Origin of the sequence: Stenotrophomonas sp. YAU14A_MKIMI4_1, from assembly GCF_003086855.1 — a bacterium.
GTDB lineage: Bacteria > Pseudomonadota > Gammaproteobacteria > Xanthomonadales > Xanthomonadaceae > Stenotrophomonas.
In genome coordinates, this window is sequence record NZ_CP025998.1 from 1,932,971 (window position 1) to 1,949,726 (window position 16,756).

General features: G+C 67.1%; 11 protein-coding genes. 10 read left to right on the forward strand and 1 reads right to left on the reverse strand.

Annotated features, from left to right (window positions below):
* The 5 genes from C1931_RS08960 to C1931_RS08980 all read left to right on the forward strand — a co-directional run bounded on the left by C1931_RS08960 (nt 1) and on the right by C1931_RS08980 (nt 4,808).
* The gene (locus tag C1931_RS08960) at nt 1-1,590 is read left to right on the forward strand and encodes a calcineurin-like phosphoesterase family protein (RefSeq protein WP_108756059.1); all 1,590 of its coding nucleotides are present in this window, start codon (nt 1-3) and stop codon (nt 1,588-1,590) included.
* Between the two features lie 35 nt (nt 1,591-1,625).
* Nucleotides 1,626-1,910: a hypothetical protein gene (locus C1931_RS08965; protein ID WP_108749468.1), complete on the forward strand. Its 285-nt coding sequence runs from the start codon at nt 1,626-1,628 to the stop codon at nt 1,908-1,910.
* 91 nt (nt 1,911-2,001) lie between these two features.
* Nucleotides 2,002-3,024 (forward strand): glucokinase, encoded by a 1,023-nt coding sequence (locus C1931_RS08970; protein ID WP_108756060.1) that lies wholly within the window; start codon nt 2,002-2,004, stop codon nt 3,022-3,024.
* Nucleotides 3,025-3,075: 51 nt separating this feature from the next.
* Nucleotides 3,076-4,074, forward strand: coding sequence for a N(4)-(beta-N-acetylglucosaminyl)-L-asparaginase (locus C1931_RS08975; RefSeq protein WP_108756061.1), 999 nt, complete (start codon nt 3,076-3,078; stop codon nt 4,072-4,074).
* The gene (locus C1931_RS08980; RefSeq protein ID WP_108756062.1) at nt 4,071-4,808 is read left to right on the forward strand and encodes a copper homeostasis protein CutC; all 738 of its coding nucleotides are present in this window, start codon (nt 4,071-4,073) and stop codon (nt 4,806-4,808) included. Before C1931_RS08975 ends, C1931_RS08980 begins: the two co-directional genes overlap by 4 nt.
* 189 nt (nt 4,809-4,997) lie before the next feature.
* On the opposite strand, the gene C1931_RS08985 is transcribed toward C1931_RS08980, so the two are convergent.
* Complete coding sequence (locus tag C1931_RS08985; RefSeq protein WP_108756063.1) at nt 4,998-8,084, reverse strand: TonB-dependent receptor; 3,087 nt, start codon at nt 8,082-8,084, stop codon at nt 4,998-5,000.
* Nucleotides 8,085-9,401: 1,317 nt separating this feature from the next.
* Between C1931_RS08985 and C1931_RS08990 the strand changes: the two genes are divergently transcribed.
* From C1931_RS08990 to C1931_RS09010, 5 genes are all read left to right on the forward strand, one after another.
* Nucleotides 9,402-11,846: a GH92 family glycosyl hydrolase gene (locus C1931_RS08990; RefSeq protein ID WP_108757711.1), complete on the forward strand. Its 2,445-nt coding sequence runs from the start codon at nt 9,402-9,404 to the stop codon at nt 11,844-11,846.
* A gap of 97 nt (nt 11,847-11,943) precedes the next feature.
* Entirely contained in the window at nt 11,944-12,993 is a 1,050-nt protein-coding gene (locus tag C1931_RS08995; RefSeq protein WP_108756064.1) for a LacI family DNA-binding transcriptional regulator, read from the forward strand.
* A gap of 63 nt (nt 12,994-13,056) precedes the next feature.
* A complete protein-coding gene (fucP, locus tag C1931_RS09000) occupies nt 13,057-14,370 on the forward strand; it encodes an L-fucose:H+ symporter permease (RefSeq protein WP_108756065.1) in 1,314 nt (437 codons plus the stop codon).
* Between the two features lie 7 nt (nt 14,371-14,377).
* The gene (locus C1931_RS09005; RefSeq protein WP_108756066.1) at nt 14,378-15,373 is read left to right on the forward strand and encodes a carbohydrate kinase; all 996 of its coding nucleotides are present in this window, start codon (nt 14,378-14,380) and stop codon (nt 15,371-15,373) included.
* Nucleotides 15,370-16,611, forward strand: a complete 1,242-nt coding sequence (locus C1931_RS09010; RefSeq protein ID WP_108756067.1) for an AGE family epimerase/isomerase — start codon at nt 15,370-15,372, stop codon at nt 16,609-16,611. The genes C1931_RS09005 and C1931_RS09010 overlap by 4 nt, the downstream gene beginning before the upstream one ends.
* Nucleotides 16,612-16,756: the final 145 nt, after the last annotated feature.

Sequence of the window (16,756 nt, forward strand, 5' to 3'; positions counted from 1 at the left end):
ATGAAACTGCCTGCCGCCTGGCTGTGCTGCCTGTTGCTTACTTCGCCGGCATGGGCCGCCGACACCGTGGTGAGCGGCAAGGTCTACCTGGAGCGCGACGGCAAGCCCGGGCGCGGTGCCACCGATCCCGGCCTGGCCGGCGTGCAGGTGTCCAACGGCGAAACCATCGTCAAGACCGCCGCCGATGGCAGCTACAGCCTGCCGGTGCGCGACGGCCAGACGGTGTTCGTGATCAAGCCCGATGCCTATTCCTTCCCGAAGGCGGCCGATGGCCTGCCATCGTTCTGGCGCCACTATCGTCCCAACGGCTCGCCGGCGCTGAAGTACGGTGGCATCGCCGCCACCGGTGATGCCGCCCGCAGTTGGGATTTCGCCCTGCAGGCCGATCGCCACGACAGCCGGCGCGGCTTCCAGATGCTGGTGTTCACCGATTCGCAGACTGCCACCACGCAGGACATCGGCTACTACCAGCAGTCGATCGTCCAACCGCTGGTGGGGCAGACCAAGGCGCGTCTGGGCACCACCCTGGGTGACATCGTCAATGACGACCTGACCCTGTACCCGGCCATCAACAAGGTGACCACCGAACTGGGCGTGCCGTGGTTCCATGTGCCCGGCAACCACGACCTGGATTTCGACGCCGCCAACGATGACCACTCGCTGGACAGCTGGCGCAACATCTACGGCCCGGATACCTACGCGGTGGAAGAGGGCGGGGCCAGCTTCGTGTTCCTGGACGATGTGGTGTACGACCCCAACGCCAAGCCCAAGTACGTGGGCGGCCTGCGCGAAAACCAGTTCGCCTTCCTGGCTGCGTACCTGAAGGGCCTGCACAAGGACCGCCTGCTGGTGCTGGGCATGCACATTCCGCTGTTCGATGCCGCACCGGGGCGCGAGACCTTCCGCCACGCCGATCGCCAGCGCCTGTTCGATCTGCTCAAGCCGTTCCGCAACGTGCTGGTGCTGAGCGGGCACAGCCACACCCAGCAGCACGTCTACCACGGCAAGGCCGAAGGCTGGCAGGGCGACAAGCCGCTGCACGAATACAACGTGGGCGCCAACTGCGGCGCGTTCTGGTCGGGGGTGAAGAATGCCGCCGGCGTGCCGGACAGCACCATGAGCGATGGCACGCCCAAGGGCTATGCGCTGCTGGATGTGGCCGGCAATGGCAGCTACCGCCTGCAGTACCGCGTGGCCGGCGCCCCGGCCAGCGAGCAGATCGGCCTGCACGCGCCGAAGGTGCTGCGCCAGGGCGCCTACCCGGCGTGGGGCGTCTACGCGAACGTGTACATGGGCGAGGACGCCAGCGTGGTCGAGTACCGCGTGGATGGCGGCCCGTGGCAGCCGATGAAGCAGGTCAGCCAGCCCGACCCGCGCCTGCTGGTGGAAAACGTGGCCGACGATCTGGCCACCACCCTGCGCGGCTACGACCGTTCGCCGGAAGCCACCGCCTCGCCGCACCTGTGGCGTGGCGCGCTGCCCACCGGACTGGCGGTCGGCAGCCACAAGGTGGAAGTACGCTCGACCCAGCCGGACGGTGCGGTGTTCACCGCCACCACCAGTTACAGCCTGCAGACCGCCCAGCCCTGACCGGGCGGGCGGTTGCCACGACGAAAGGACGCGCCATGGAAATCCGCTTCATGGCCGGCACCACGCCGGTCACCCTCAGCCGCCACTGGTTCAGTGGTGCCATGCAGCTGCGCAGTGCCAGCGAAACAGTGTGGGTGCAGCACCCGTTGCACCCGGGCACGCATTTTTCGTTCTCGCTGGTGCAGTCCTGGCTGCGCCATATCGCCGGCCACCAGGTGCTGGTGGAACGCACCCGGCCGCTGCTGTTTGCCGGCTTCCGCCCGCAGCGCCTGCGCGTGCTGGTGGACGGGGTGCAGGTGGCCGAGCAGGAAGGCATGTAAGACGCTGCCGGGCGGGGCATTGCCGCAGCGTTGGCAAAGCCGCTGGGATGCCCGAGAATCGACGCCGATCCGTCGATTCAAGCAGGCCCGTGTGAACGTCGCAGCAGTAGACCCGTCTTCCTCCGACGCCAGCGGCGCCGGCGTTTCGCACAGCGTGGTAGTGGCCGATGTGGGCGGCACCTTCGCCCGCGTCGCTTTGGCCCATCTGGTGCTTGGCCAGACCCCGCGCCTGGGCGGCTATCGCACCTATGCCTGCGCGGACCACGCCAGCTTGGCAGCGATCCTGGCCGACTTCAGTGCCAGCCTGGACCAGCCAGTGCACAGCGCGGTGGTGGCCATTGCCGGCGTGCTCGATGGCGATGTGCTGATCAACGCCAACCTGCCGTGGACCGTTTCACTGTCGGCCACGCGCGCGCAGTCCGGGCTGGGCGAACTGCAGCTGATCAACGATTTCGAGGCCGTGGCCCTGGCCGTGCCCTACCTGCAGCCGGAAACGCTGGTGCCGCTGAACGGCCCGGGCGACCCGGCGCAGGCATTCCCGGCGCTGGTGCTGGGCGCAGGCACCGGCCTGGGCGCGGCGCTGCGCTTTGCCGATGGCGACCGCCCGGTGCTGGCCAGTGAACTGGGGCACGCCGCGCTGGGGGCCGGCACCGCGCTGGAACTGCAGGTGCTGGCCAAGCTGCTGCAGCGCTGGCCGCACGTGGACAACGAACGGGTGCTGTCCGGCAGCGGTCTGCTGAATCTGTACCCGTGCCTGTGCGAACTGCGCGGGGTTGCACCGCAGTGGTCGACCACCGAAGCGCTGATCGGCGCCGCGCGCAGTGGCGAGGATGCGGTGGCGGTGGAAACTCTGCAGGTGTTCTGCGCGTGGCTGGGCAGCCTGGCGGGCGATGCGGCCATTGCCGTGGGCGCGCGCTCGGTGTATCTGGCCGGCGGCATTTCCGCCCACGTACAGGATTTCCTGGCCGACGGGCGTTTCCGAGAGCGCTTCCTCAACAAGGGCGTGCTGGCCGATGTACTGCGCCAGGTGCCGGTGTGGCGGGTGGAACATGGCCAGTTGGGCGTGCTCGGCGCGGCCGTCTGGCACGCGGCGCGGCTGCCGCGCGGGGGCTGAATCACGCAGCCGGCCCGCGGCCGGCATGGCTTTCTGCAAGGGGAGGGCAACATGGTGGATCGCAGGCAGTTCCTGCAGGCCGGTGCATTGGCCGCAGGCATGGCCGCCTTGCCGGGCGTGCAGGCGCGCGCGCAGGGCGGGGCGAAGGTCATTTCAACGTGGGACTTCGGCGTGCCGGCCAACCAGGCCGCGTGGAAGGTGCTGGGCCGGGGCGGCAGCGCGCTGGATGCGGTGGAAGCCGGCGCACGCTGGGCCGAAAGCGAGCTGTGCAATCCCACCGTCGGCCATTGTGGCAACCCCGATCGCGACGGCGTGTTGAGCCTGGATGCCAGCATCATGGATGGCGATGGCCGCTGCGGCGCCGTGGCTGCGCTTGTGGACATCGCGCACCCGGTGTCGGTGGCACGCAAGGTGATGGAAAACAGCCCGCATGTATTGCTGGTGGGCGACGGTGCCCAGCAGTTCGCCGTGCAACAGGGCTTCGAGCGCAAGCGGCTGCTCACCCCGCAGGCCGAGGCGGCCTGGCGCGAATGGTTGAAGACCGAGCAGTACCAGCCGCAGATCAACGCCGAGCGCCGTGGCATCCCCGGCAACAGCGACAACCACGACACCATCGGCATGCTGGCGCTGGACGCCAAGGGGCATCTTGCCGGCGCCTGCACCACCAGTGGCATGGCCTGGAAGCTGCACGGGCGGGTCGGCGACAGCCCGATCATCGGTGCCGGCCTGTACGTGGACAACGAAGTGGGCGCCGCCACTGCCTCGGGCGTGGGCGAGGAAATGATCCGCAACGCCGCCTCGTTCCTGGTGGTCGAGCTGATGCGGCAGGGGCGCACGCCTGCGCAGGCCTGCCGTGAAGCGATCGACCGGGTGGTGCGCAAGCGCCCCGAAGCCAGCCGCACGCTGCAGGTGTGCTTCCTGGCAATGAACAAGCAGGGCGAAGTGGGCGCGTACGCGCTGCATCGTGGCTTCGTCTATGCGGTATGCGATGGCCAGCGTCAGGACGACCTGCGCGATTCGCCGTCGATCTACACGAGCAGCCAGACGTGAGCGCCGCGCTGACGCTGGAGATCGCCAGCAATTCACTGGCATCTGCGCTGGCCGCGCAGGCCGGTGGCGCCGATCGCATCGAGCTGTTCGACAACCTTGGCGAGGGCGGCACCACGCCGTCGTTCGCCAGCATCGCCATCGCACGCGAGCGCCTGCAGATTCCCTTGTTCGTGCTGGTGCGGCCGCGCCCGGGCGATTTCCATTACGACGCACTGGAAACCGAGCTGATGCTGCGTGACATCGCGCAGTGCCGTGCGCTGGGCTGCGATGGCGTGGTGATCGGTGCGCTGGGTGTGCACGGTGGCATCGACATGCCGCTGTGCCGCGAACTGGTGCAGGCGGCGGGGCCGTTGCAGGTCACCTTCCATCGCGCGTTCGATGCTGCGCGCGATCTTCCCGCGGCCCTGCAACAGGTGATCGAGCTGGGCTGCACTCGAGTGCTCAGTTCCGGCGGGCAGGTGAGTGCCGAGGCAGGCAGCAGCATGCTGGCCACGCTGGTGGCGCAGGCGGCAGGGCGCATCCGGGTGATGGCGGGCGCAGGCATCGGCCCGGCCAACATCGCCAGGATCGCGCGGCTGACCGGCTGCAGCGAACTGCATGCATCAGCCAAGGGCCTGCGGCGTTCGGCCATGCAGTTCCAGAACCCGCTGCTGCGCGGGCTGGATCCCGACTGGCACCAGACCAGCACCGCCACGGTGGCGGCACTGCGCAAGGCGCTGGACAGCGCGGGGTAATGCAACCGGTCTTCCATCGGTAGCGCCGGGCCATGCCCGGCGGGCGTCATGCGCCCGTGATCCGCCGGGCATGGCCCGGCGCTACCGTGGGGAACAAGAACGGCAGCCACCTGTGAAAGCGCAGCTGCCGTGGAGGACCGTTGAACGGGGTCGGATCCCTTCGCAGAAGGGCTCCGACCCCGGTAGGGCTTAGAACTTGTAGGTCGCGCCGAAGTAGATCTGTCGGCCCGAATACAGGTTGGAGATCAGGCGCGACTGGGTGTCGTTGCCCAGGTAGATGCGCTGTTCCGACTTGGTGGCGTTGAGCACCGAGGCGGTGAACGTCAGCGCTTCGGTGAAGTTGTAGGCCACGTTCAGATCCAGCTGGTCGTACGGCTCGGTGTACTGGGTCATGCCGTTGACCAGGCCGCCGACCACTTCACCACGACGGTTGTACGAGGCGCGGGCCAGGAACCGGTCGGTTTCATAGAACACCGTCAGGTTGGCCTGGTTCTTGGCACTGCCCACCAGCGGCGATGCACCCAGATTCTCGCCATTGAGCTCGATCGAGGCCAGGTTGGTGTCGTTGTAGGTGTAGTTGGCCTGCACGCCCAGGCCGAAGTCGAAGGTGTACTGGCCGTACAGTTCCACGCCCTGCGACACTGCATCGCGGCCGTTGGCCTGGGTGCTGTAGTTCTGCACCGTCACCATTTCGCCACCGACTTCCATCTGCACGTCACGCACGATCGGCACGGTGAAGTTGCTGATGTCCTTGCGGAACAGGCCGACGCCGGCGACCGCGCCCGGCATGAAGTACCACTCCACGCCCAGGTCGTACTGGGTCGCTTCAAAGGCTTCCAGGTTCTTGTTGCTGCCGCTGCCGGCCCAGCCTTCGGTCGGTGCACCGCCGGCAACGCGGCGGTCATTGACGTACTCGGGGCTGTAGTAGCTCAGGCTGCCGGGTGCGGCAATGCTGGTGTAGCTCGGCCGTGCCACCACCTTCGACGCGGCGCCACGCAGCACCAGGTTGTCGGTGATGTCCCAGGCAATGTTGAAGCTGGGCAGCACGTCGGTGTAGGTGCGGTCCGAACCGATCAGCTCGTAGCTCTTCTCGCGTGCCAGGGCATCGGGCAGGCGCACGAAGCCACTCTCGCAGCCGTAGGTGGGGAAGGCGGCCGCCGCCGGATCGTCGCACGACATCGGCGCGCCGGAGGCGTTGTCCAGGAAGTAATCGTTGAAGCGTTCGATCGAGTCGCTGGACTGGGCGAACTGCTTGGTGCGCACCACGCGCACGCCGACGTTGCCGCGCAGGCGCTCGGTACGGAAGTTGGCCTGGAAGTAGCCGGAGTAGATCTTCTCGTTGACGTTGTAGACGAAGTCATCCTCAACGCGATTGTGCGACGAACCGTAAGTGGAGTTCAGGTAGTCGATGTAGGACGGGAAGTTGATGCCCGGGAATACATTCGCATTGAAGCCCCCGGCGATGCCGCTGATCGGGTTGGACAGGAAGAAGCCGGGCTGGGCGATGCCGGCGGTGTTGTCACAGCCGGCCTGGTAGCGGCTGTCATAGTCGGCCGGGTCGGCGCCCTGGCACACCCAGTAGGTGTTGCCGGTGTTGCGGTGGACCTTGCCGTCACGGTACTTGGCGCCGAACTGGATCGAGTCCAGCCAGCCGCTTTCGAACATCTTGGTGACATCGGCCTGGAAGTGGTTCTGCTCGACTTCGGTCTGCATCCACGACGAATCGGTCGAACCGGTGTCGACCTCGGCGATGCCATTCATCAGCACCTCCTGCAGGTTCGGCGAGACGGTCAGCGACGGGGTGCCGGTCAGGTCCCACGCGGTGTACTGGTTGCCCGATTCCCACACGCCGTTGACGCGGCGGCGCGGCTTGGCCGACATGCGGAAGTTCATCGACGGGCCACCCTCGGACCAGGTGCGGCCACCGCTGAAGGAGGCCTTCCACAGCGGGCTGATGTCCCAGTCGATGGTCAGGTCGGCGGTCTGCGACAGCGCCTTTTCGCGGCTGTAGCCACCGGTCAGCTGCGGGGTGGGAATGGTGCAGTCGTCCGGGCCCCAGCCACCCGGGGCCAGGCCGGCGGCAGCGGCTTCGTCTTCGCTGCAGTAGTACGTCTTGCCGGCCAGCTTTTCGAACTGTGCGCCGGTGACCACGGTGCCGCTGGGGTCGAAGCTGAGGCCGTTGAGCAGGCGGCCGCCGGCCCAGTTGCCGTCACCGTTGTAGCGCGCCATGTTCCACTCGGGCACCTTCAGCATGTTCTGCGTGTAGTTGCCGTCCAGCTGGAAGCGGAAGTAGTTGGCGGTCAGGGTCAGGTTGTCGACCGGCTTGAACTGGAAGGTCAGCTGGCCGCCCTTGCGCTCGCGCTTCTCTTCCTTCACCGCGAAGTTCACCGAGGTGGGCATGAAGAAGTCGGTGTAGTTGCGGCCGAACTGGTCGTTGAAGCCGGAGTTGCCCCACCAGTAGTTGATGCCGCCCTGGGTAAGGGCGTTGCCGTTGACATCACGGGCGTCGACATCGGTGCCGTACCACTGGTAGTTCTCGGTGGTCACTTCCATGGTGCGGCTGGTGCGCTTCTGCTGGGTCACGCCCACCAGCACACCGAAGCGCTCGTCCTTGCTGTGCCACGAGTACAGCGCCGACGCCTGCGGGTCGACATCCTGGTGGGTGTCGGAGGAGACGCCTTCCAGGGTCACGTAGCCGGAGTTGGATTCCATTTCCAGCGGGCGGCGGGTGTGCAGGATGACCGTGCCGCCGATGCCGCCTTCGTCGATGCGCGCTTCCGGCGATTTGAACAGCTCGGCGCTGGACAGCATGTTCGACGGCAGCAGGGTGTAGTTGAACGAACGGCTGGCCTCGTCATTGGTTTCGGAGGTGGCGATGTAGTTGCCGTTCAACTGGGTCAGGGTCAGGTCGGGGTCGAGGCCGCGCACGCTGACGCTTTTGCCTTCGCCGCCGTCACGGGTGATGACCACGCCGGGCACGCGCTGCAGCGAATCGGCAACGTTCTTGTCGGGGAACTTGCCGACGTCCTCGGCGGTGATCACTTCGACCACGGCGTTGGCGTCGCGCTTCTGCTGCAGGCTCTTCTCGATCGCATAGCGGTAGCCGGTGACCTGCACGCTGTCCAGCGTGGTGGCGTCGGCGCTGCCGGTGGTCGGTTGTGCGTTGGCCTGCTGGGCAGCGGCGCCGGTCGGCGCGACGGCTGCGGCCAGTGCCAGTGCGACGGCGAACGACAAAGCGTCGCGGCCGTGCGTACGAGTTGAATGCTTGATTGCCATCTCTCCCTCTCTCATGGATTGATCCGGTGACTGACGCGGAAACTTGAATCGATCTAATCTGCGGTGCCGATTTTGCTGATGCCGCGCGGCTGCCTGGGCGGCGCGCTGTTGTTCGGGTACGTCCTGTGCCGGTCCCCAACGCCGGGCCATCCCATGGGATCCGCTTGGATCGATCTAAGCGATGGCGGGGCGATTTTTAGCATGGCCAGAGGGTCTGCGCATGCTGCTGCGCAATATTGCAGGGACGTGTCGGCCGAATGATGTTTCGTTGAAACCCGCTGGAATCGTTTACATGCGCAAAGGGGAGGGGGGTGTTCGGCAGGGCTTGCAGCCCTGCACCCGCTGGAAGCCAGGGCAACGTCAACTTCAACTTCAACTTCAACTTCAAAAGCGGACTATCCGTGGCTTGGCGGGGCGGTGTGGGCTTGCAGGACACGCCTTGAATCCATCCCTGGAGGCTCGTAGGCGCCATCCATGGCGCCTGCGGTCCTGCAAGCCCACACCGCCCCGCCTCTGACAGATTCCCGCGGCTGTTGGTAACGGCGCCCGTTGTTTCGCGTGGCTGTTGGTAGGTGTCGACCTTGGTCGACACATCTGTGAGAAATCGAATGGATTCATCCAATTGGCCGATGGCCAGTAGATCCACGCCATGCGTGGATGAATCTGTCAGACATCGAAATCAATCTGGGGTCGGAGCCCGTTGCGCAGCAACGGGATCCGACCCCGTGGCCTCGACAGGTTCACGCGGCTGTTGGTAGGTGTCGACCTTGGTCGACACATCTGTCGGCTATCGATTGGGTTCATCCAGTCGGCCGGCGGCCAGTAGATCCACGCCATGCGTGGATGAATCTGTCAGACATCGAAATCAATCTGGGGTCGGAGCCCGTTGCGCAGCAACGGGATCCGACCCCGTGCCCTCCCGGCAGATCGCGGAAATCTGTCGAAGGCGGGGTGGGTCCGGTTGAGGGGGCGTGAGCCGCATGGATGCGGCGACCGAGCTTACATGGACGTACTTGCAGCGTCCCCCTCAACCGGACCCACCCCGCCAACCCACTGAAAGCCCGCTTTTGACGTGGACGTTGCCGTTGCCGTTGAGCAGGTGCAGGGCCGCAGGCCCTGCAAAAGACCCCCCTCATTTGCTGCGGCGCAGAATGCATGGGCGGGCGCTCCCTGTTCTACTTCAATCGATCTAAATCCGCCGGGGTGCGGATTTGTACCGATGGAAACGGGGAGTTCGGCCGCAGCGGCCGGCACCCGCTGCCGCCCTGCCGCCAAGGAGTCCTGTCCGTGACCAGGTTGTCCCGCCGTCGTTCCCTCCTGCGCCTGCCGGCGCTGTCCCCGCGGCCGCTGGCCCGCGCCACCTGCCTGCTGGCCCTGGCCATCACGCCCTGGCTGCAGGCCGCACCTGCCGCGCTCGAACGCGAGGTCAACACCTTCATCGGCAGCAAGGATGACGGCAACACCTTCCCCGGCGCGTCCGCACCGTTCGGCCTGATCCAGGTCAGCCCGATCGGCAGCCACTATTCCGGCTGGCGCTACGACGACGAAAAGATCCGTGGCTTCGGCCACTCCTTCCTGTCCGGCGCCGGTTGCTGGGAACAGGGCGGCCAGGTCTCCATCCTGCCGGTTACCGGCAGCATCGGCCCGGGCGGCGATTTCGATATCGCCAACCCCAAGCAGTTCGACCACAAGGCCTACGCCGCCAACTACACCCACGACGGTGAAGTGGGCCAGGCCGGCTACTACAAGGTGCGCCTGACCAGCTACGGCGGCATCGATGCCGAAGCCACCGCGCGCACCCGCGCCGCGGCCGAGCGCTACACCTTCAGCCAGCGCAGCGGCGATGGCCATGTGCTGGTGAACGTGGGCCAGGCCAACGAGCGCCATTCGGTGATCGGCAGCGTGGTCGATGTGGTCGGTGACCGGGTGGTGGAAGGCAAGCTGGTCACCAAGAGCTTCTGCGGCGGCCACCAGTACACCACCTGGTTCCGCGTTGAATTCGATCGCCCGTTCAAGGCGCACGGCACCTGGGGCGAGGCCGGTGGCCTGCCCAATGCGCGGCACAGCATGGAAGGCGAGCAGAAGCCGAACGGCGCCTGGTTGACCTTCGATCTGGCCAAGGGCCAGTCGGTTACCGCGGTCAGTGCGATCTCGCACGTGGACGCCGAGGGCGCACGTACCAACCTGCGCGCTGAGGGCATGCAGGGCGGTGCACTGATCGGCTTCGACCGCATGCGCGCGCTTTCGCAGAAAGACTGGCGCGAGCAGTTGGCGCGGGTGCGCGTGCAGGGCGGCACGGGCGATGACCGCACCGTGTTCTACAGCGCGCTGTACCACGCGCTGCTGCAGCCGCTCACCGGCAGCGATGCCGATGGCCGCTACCGTGGCTATGACGATGGCATCCACCGCGCCGATGGCTGGACCTACTACGAGTATTTCTCGCTGTGGGATACCTACCGCGCGCAGAACCAGTGGCTGGCGCTGACCCGTCCGGACGTGGCGCGTGATATCGGCCGCACCCTGCTGGCCATTGACGAGCAGGGCGGCTGGTTGCCGCGCTGGGGCTATGCGAACTTCGAAACCAACATCATGACCGGCGATCCGGTCACCCCGTTCATGGTCGACCTGTGGCGCTTCGGTGCGCTGAAGGGGCGTGAATCGCAGGCCTGGGATGCGCTGCGCCGCAATGCCTTCGGCACGCCGCCGCTGAACTCGCGCATGGCCGGTCGCTCGGGCAACCCGACCTACCTGGACAAGGGCTACGTGGTCTACGACCGCGCGTTCCCGTCCAAGGGCATGGACGTGGACCCCCACCATGGTGGCTCGGCCACGCTGGAATACGCACTGGCCGACTGCGCGCTTTCGCAGATGGCCGACGGCCTGGGCCATGCGCAGGATTCGGCCACGCTGCGCGAGCGTGGGCGCAACTGGCGCAAGGTGTGGGACCCGCAGGTGCGCGACGCCGAAACCGGCTTTACCGGCTTCCCGCGCCCGCGCACGGAAGACGGCCAGTGGTACACCCCGGCCGACGGCCATTACAGCCCGCGTTCGCACCATGGCTTCCATGAGGGCACTGCCTGGCAGTACCAGTGGCTGGCGCAGCAGGACGTGCCGGGCCTGGTGGAAGCCATGGATGGCCGCGAGCAGGCCGGCCGCCGCCTGGATGCCTTCTTCGCGATGGATGCGCTGCAGGCCGATCCGCTTACCGCCGCGCGCAAGGAATGGGTGGTGGGGCCGTACAGCTACTACAACCAGTTCCGTTACAACCCGAACAACGAACCGGACCTGCACGCGCCGTGGCTGTACACGCTGATCGGCCAGCCGTGGAAGACCGCCAACGTGCTGCGCGCGGCGCAGCAGCTGTTCACCAACGCGCCCAACGGCGTCACCGGCAATGACGACCTGGGCACGATGTCGGCCTGGTACCTGTTCAGTGCCATCGGCGTGTACCCGGCGGTGCCGGGCAGCGGCCAGTTCCTGCTGCACACGCCGCGCTTTGCCAAGGTGGAAGTGGACATGGGCAACGGCCGCACGCTGCGCATCGACGCGCCCGGCGCCGATGGCCGCCGCCTGCAGTACGTGCAGGGCGTGCAGCTGGATGGCCGCGCGCACGCCCCGGTGTGGCTGGACTGGAACCAGCTGCAGCAGGGCCCGCGCCTGCAGTTCGCGCTGGATGCACAGGCCCCGACCCAGGGCTGGGGCACTGCGGTGCAGGATCTGCCGGTCTCATGGTGCGCTGCACCAGGCAGCGTGCTGCGCTGAGCCATCGTCGTGCCGTTCGCGGCCAACCAGCGAACGGCACGGCACGAATGGCCTCCGATCCATTAGGCTTGACCCTCCCGAGGAGCCCGGTACAGCGATGAACGACAACGACGGCACTTCCAGCAAGCGTTCCGGCAAGGCGGTGACGGTGACCGACATCGCCCGTGCGATCGGCGTGTCGCGCGCCACCGTGTCGCTGGTGCTGCGTGGCAGTCCGCTGGTCAATGTCGATACCCGGGCCAAGGTGGAAGCCGAACTGCGCCGCCAGCGCTATGTCTACAACCGTGCGGCGGCCAACCTGCGCCGGCGCACCTCCAGCAGCATCGCGCTGGTCATCAACGATCTGTCCAACCCGTTCTTCGCCGAATTTGCCTCCGGCGTGGACGAGGCACTGGGTGGGCGAGGGTATGTCACCCTGCTGGGCAGCACGGGCGAATCGCCGCAGCGCCAGCAGGCGGTGCTGTCCACGCTGATGGAACACACCCCGGCGGGCCTGATCCTGTCGCCGGCCGAAGGCAGTGATGCCACGCTGCTGCGCCAAGCGCTGGGGGCCAATGCCAACGTGCTGCTGTTCAACCGCGAACTGGAAGGGGCCGACTGGGACTTCCTGACCCTGGACAACCAGCACGGCGCCTATCTGGCCACCCGCCACCTGATCGAGCGCGGCCACCAGCAGATCGCCTTCTTCGGCGGCCATGCCGATTCCAGTTCCTGCCACCAGCGCCGCGCCGGCTTCCAGCAGGCCCTGGCCGAGGCTGGCCTGGTGCTGCCGCCGGGCTGGATGATCGAATCGGCGCCCAATCGCCTGGAGGCGGCCGCGCGTACCGATGAACTGTTCGCCGACGGCCATCGCCCCAGCGCCGCGGTCTGCTACAACGACACGGTCGCGCTGGGCCTGATGCTGGGCCTGAACTCCCGCGGCATCCGCCCCGGCGGTGATTTCGCGGTGACCGGTTTCGATGATATTTCCGAGGCCTCGGTGGCGGTGCCGCCGCTGACCACCCTGACCGCCGACCCGCGCGAGCGCGGGCGCCAGGCCGCCGCGCTGCTGCTGCAACGCCTTGATGATCCCGATGCACCGCCGCGGCGCACCGTCGCCCCGGTGCAGCTGCGCGTGCGCGAGAGCAGTGCCGCACGGCCGAACTGATTTCCTGCGACCTTTTCCCTTCCACGTACCAACGACCTACACGCGCATCGAGGCGCGAACCGCATGCCGATTTCCGCAACGCCCCGTCCATCGGGAACCAACAGCAGCCAGGCGCCGGTGATGAATGCCCGCGCGGCCCTGTGGGTGGCCACCACCATCTTCTTCATGTGGGGCTTCCTCACCAGCCTCAACGATGTCCTGATCCCGCACCTGAAGGCCGTGTTCGAGCTGAACTACACCCGCGCCATGCTGGTGCAGTTCACCTTCTTCGGCGCGTACTTCCTGATGTCGGTGCCGGCTGGTCGGCTGGTGGCACGGTTGGGCTACAAGAAGGGCATCATCGCCGGCCTGCTGATCGCCGGTGTGGGCGCGCTGGGCTTCTGGCCGTCGGCAGCGCTGCGCACCTATGACGCCTTCCTGGCCTCGCTGTTCGTGCTGGCCACCGGCATTACCGTGCTGCAGGTGGCGGCCAACCCGTACGTGGCGCTGCTGGGCCCGGAAAAAACCGCCTCCAGCCGCCTGACCCTGGCGCAGGCCCTGAACTCGCTGGGTACCACGCTGGCGCCGCTGTTCGGCGGCTTCCTGATCCTGAGCACCGCGGTGAAGAGCGGTGACGAGATCAAGGCGATGCCGATGGCCGAGCAGCTGGCCTACCGGACTGCCGAAGCGCAGTCGGTGCAGGGCCCGTACGTGGGCCTGGCCATCGCGCTGGTGCTGCTGGCCGTGTTCGTCTACCTGTTCCGCCTGCCCAGCCTGACCGAAACCACCGAGCAGGCCGACAGCAGCCACCACACCCTGCTGGATGCGTTGAAGCAGCCGCACGTGCTGTTCGGCGTGCTGGCCATCTTCTTCTACGTGGGCGCCGAAGTGTCCATCGGCAGCCTGATGGTGAACTACCTGGCGCTGCCCGAAATCGGCGGCATGAGCGAGCAGCAGGCCACCCATTACGTGTCGGCCTACTGGGGCTGCGCCATGGTCGGCCGCTTCGCCGGCGCCTGGCTGCTGGCCAAGTTCTCGCCGCGCCGCCTGCTGGCCGGCTTCGCGCTGGCCAACGTGGTGCTGCTGGCGGTCACCCTGGGCTCGGGCGGCAAGGTGGCGCTGTACGGCATCGTGGCTACCGGCCTGTTCAATTCCATCATGTTCCCGACCATCTTCTCGCTGGCCATCGAACGCCTGGGCCCGCTGACCAACAAGGCCTCCAGCCTGCTGATCATGGCCATCGTCGGTGGCGCGATCATTCCGCTGCTGCAGGGCATGCTGGCCGATCGCATCGGCCTGCACCTGAGCTTCGTGCTGCCGGTGGTCTGCTACGTCTACATCATCTTCTACGGTCTGGTGGGCTCGCGCCCGCCGGCCGTCGGCCCGCAGGGAGGCTGAGTCGGAAATGGGTGCCATTGTCTGCTTCGGCGAAATTTTGATCGATCTACTAGCGCAGCCGCCGGCCTCGGCCGACACCCCGCGCGCGTTCCTGCAGTACGCCGGCGGTGCGCCGGCCAACGTGGCCGTGGCCGCTGCCCGGCTGGGCGCGCAGACCCAGTTCGTGGGCATGCTGGGCCGGGATATGTTTGGTGACTTCCTGGCCGACAGCCTGGCCGAGCACCGCGTGGGCACCGACTACATCGTGCGCACCGATGCAGCGAAGACCGCGCTGGCGTTCGTGGCGCTGGACGCCCACGGCGAGCGCAGCTTCAGCTTCTACCGGCCGCCGGCGGCCGACCTGCTGTTCCGTGACAGCGATTTCCAGGGCGCCTGCTTCGACAGCGCCGCCTGTTTCCATGTGTGTTCCAACAGCCTGACCGAAGCGGACATTGCCGCGGCAACCTTCGCCGGCATGGAGCGTGCGCGCTCGGCCGGTGCGGTGGTCAGCCTTGACCTGAACCTGCGCCCGGCGCTGTGGCCGGCCGACACCGATCCCACCCCACGCCTGTGGCAGGCGCTGGAGCGTGCCGACCTGGTGAAGCTGTCGCGTGAAGAGCTGGACTACCTGGCCGCGCCGCACGACGCCGACGGTGACCAGGTCGTGCTGCAGCGCCTGCTGGCCGCACAGGCACGCTGGGTGATCGTGACCGACGGTGCCGCCACGCTGCGCTGGTACACCCGCGAGCAGCAGGGCCAGGTCACCAGTTTCCGCGTGGCCACGGTGGATACCACCGCCGCCGGCGATGCCTTCGTGGGCGGCGTGCTGGTGGGCCTGCTGGAGCGCGGCGGTGCCGGCGCTGGCTTCGCCGCGTTCTGCCAGGACCCGCAGGCGATCACCGAAACGTTGCGCTTCGGTGCGGCCGTCGGTGCGCTGGCGGTCACCCGCAAGGGCGCCTTCGCGGCCATGCCCTCGCTCGATGAAGTGCAGCAGCTGCTGCAGACCCAGGAACTTTCCGCATGACCCAGACCGCCTCCCGCTTCGTTCCGCAGTTCCGCTCGGCCGAGTTCCTGCGCGCGCACATCGCCGACACGATGGCGTTCTACCACCCGCGCTGCATCGATCCCGACGGCGGCTTCTTCCACTACTTCCTGGACGATGGCACGGTCTACGACGCCGGCCACCGCCACCTGGTCAGCAGCACCCGCTTCGTCTTCAACTACGCCATGGCCTATCGCGAATTCGGCAATGCCGAGTACCGCGATGCCGTCGAGCATGGCGTGCGCTACCTGCGCGAGGTGCATCGCAACCCGTCCACCGGCGGCTACGCCTGGACGCTGCGCGATGGCCAGGTCGAAGACGATATGAACCACTGCTACGGCGTGGCGTTCGTGCTGCTGGCCTACAGCTGCGCGCTGAAGGCCGGCGTCGAACAGGCCCGCGCGTGGATGGACGAAACCTGGCAGCTGCTGGAAGCGCGCTTCTGGGAAGCCGAGCACGGCCTGTACAAGGATGAAGCCGACGGCCAGTGGAACTTCACCGGCTACCGCGGGCAGAACGCCAACATGCACATGTGCGAGGCGATGCTGGCCGCGTTCGAGGCCAATGGCGAGCAGCGCTACGTGCAGCGCGCACTGCAGCTGGCCGACAACATGACCCGGCGCCAGGCCGCCAAGGCCGGCGGGCTGGTGTGGGAGCACTACGACACGAACTGGGAGATCGACTGGAACTACAACCTGGACGATCCCAAGCACCTGTTCCGTCCGTGGGGGTTCCAGCCCGGCCACCAGACCGAATGGGCCAAGCTGCTGCTGATCCTGGACCGCCACGTACAGGCCGATTGGCTGGTACCCACTGCCCAGCACCTGTTCGATGTGGCGGTCGAGCGCAGCTGGGATGAAGCGCGTGGCGGCCTGTACTACGGTTTCGCACCGGAATCGCGGCGCCAGCCGGGCATGGACGGTGCGCCGATTGGCGGCGACAGCTTCGTCTGCGACGACGACAAGTACTTCTGGGTGCAGGCCGAAACCCTGGCCACGGCCGCGCTGATGGCCCAGCGCACCGGCGATGACCGCTATTGGCAGTGGTACGACCGGCTGTGGGCGTATTCGTGGGAGCACTTCGTCGACCACCAGTACGGCGCCTGGTTCCGCATCCTGGATGCCGACAACCGTAAGTACAGCAATGAGAAGAGCCCCGCCGGCAAGGTGGATTACCACACCATGGGCGCGTGCTACGAAGTGCTGAACGTCGTCCGCTGACGTCGCACGCCGGGCATGGCCCGGCGCTACCGTGGGCGGATGCGGCTGGTAGCGCCGGGCCATGCCCGGTGGACACGGCTGGTAGCGCCGGGCCATGCCCGGCGGACGCGGCTGGTAGCGCCGGGCCATGCCCGGCGGACACAAC

Excerpts from the sequence above, each read along its gene's own strand:
- C1931_RS08960 (WP_108756059.1), top strand. The coding sequence starts at position 1 with ATGAAACTGCCTGCCGCCTGGCTGTGCTGCCTGTTGCTTACTTCGCCG.
- C1931_RS08975 (WP_108756061.1), top strand. The coding sequence starts at position 3,076 with ATGGTGGATCGCAGGCAGTTCCTGCAGGCCGGTGCATTGGCCGCAGGC.
- C1931_RS08995 (WP_108756064.1), top strand. The coding sequence starts at position 11,944 with ATGAACGACAACGACGGCACTTCCAGCAAGCGTTCCGGCAAGGCGGTG.
- C1931_RS08965 (WP_108749468.1), top strand. The coding sequence starts at position 1,626 with ATGGAAATCCGCTTCATGGCCGGCACCACGCCGGTCACCCTCAGCCGC.
- C1931_RS08985 (WP_108756063.1), bottom strand. The coding sequence starts at position 8,084 with ATGGCAATCAAGCATTCAACTCGTACGCACGGCCGCGACGCTTTGTCG.
- C1931_RS09010 (WP_108756067.1), top strand. The coding sequence starts at position 15,370 with ATGACCCAGACCGCCTCCCGCTTCGTTCCGCAGTTCCGCTCGGCCGAG.
- C1931_RS09005 (WP_108756066.1), top strand. The coding sequence starts at position 14,378 with ATGGGTGCCATTGTCTGCTTCGGCGAAATTTTGATCGATCTACTAGCG.
- fucP (WP_108756065.1), top strand. The coding sequence starts at position 13,057 with ATGCCGATTTCCGCAACGCCCCGTCCATCGGGAACCAACAGCAGCCAG.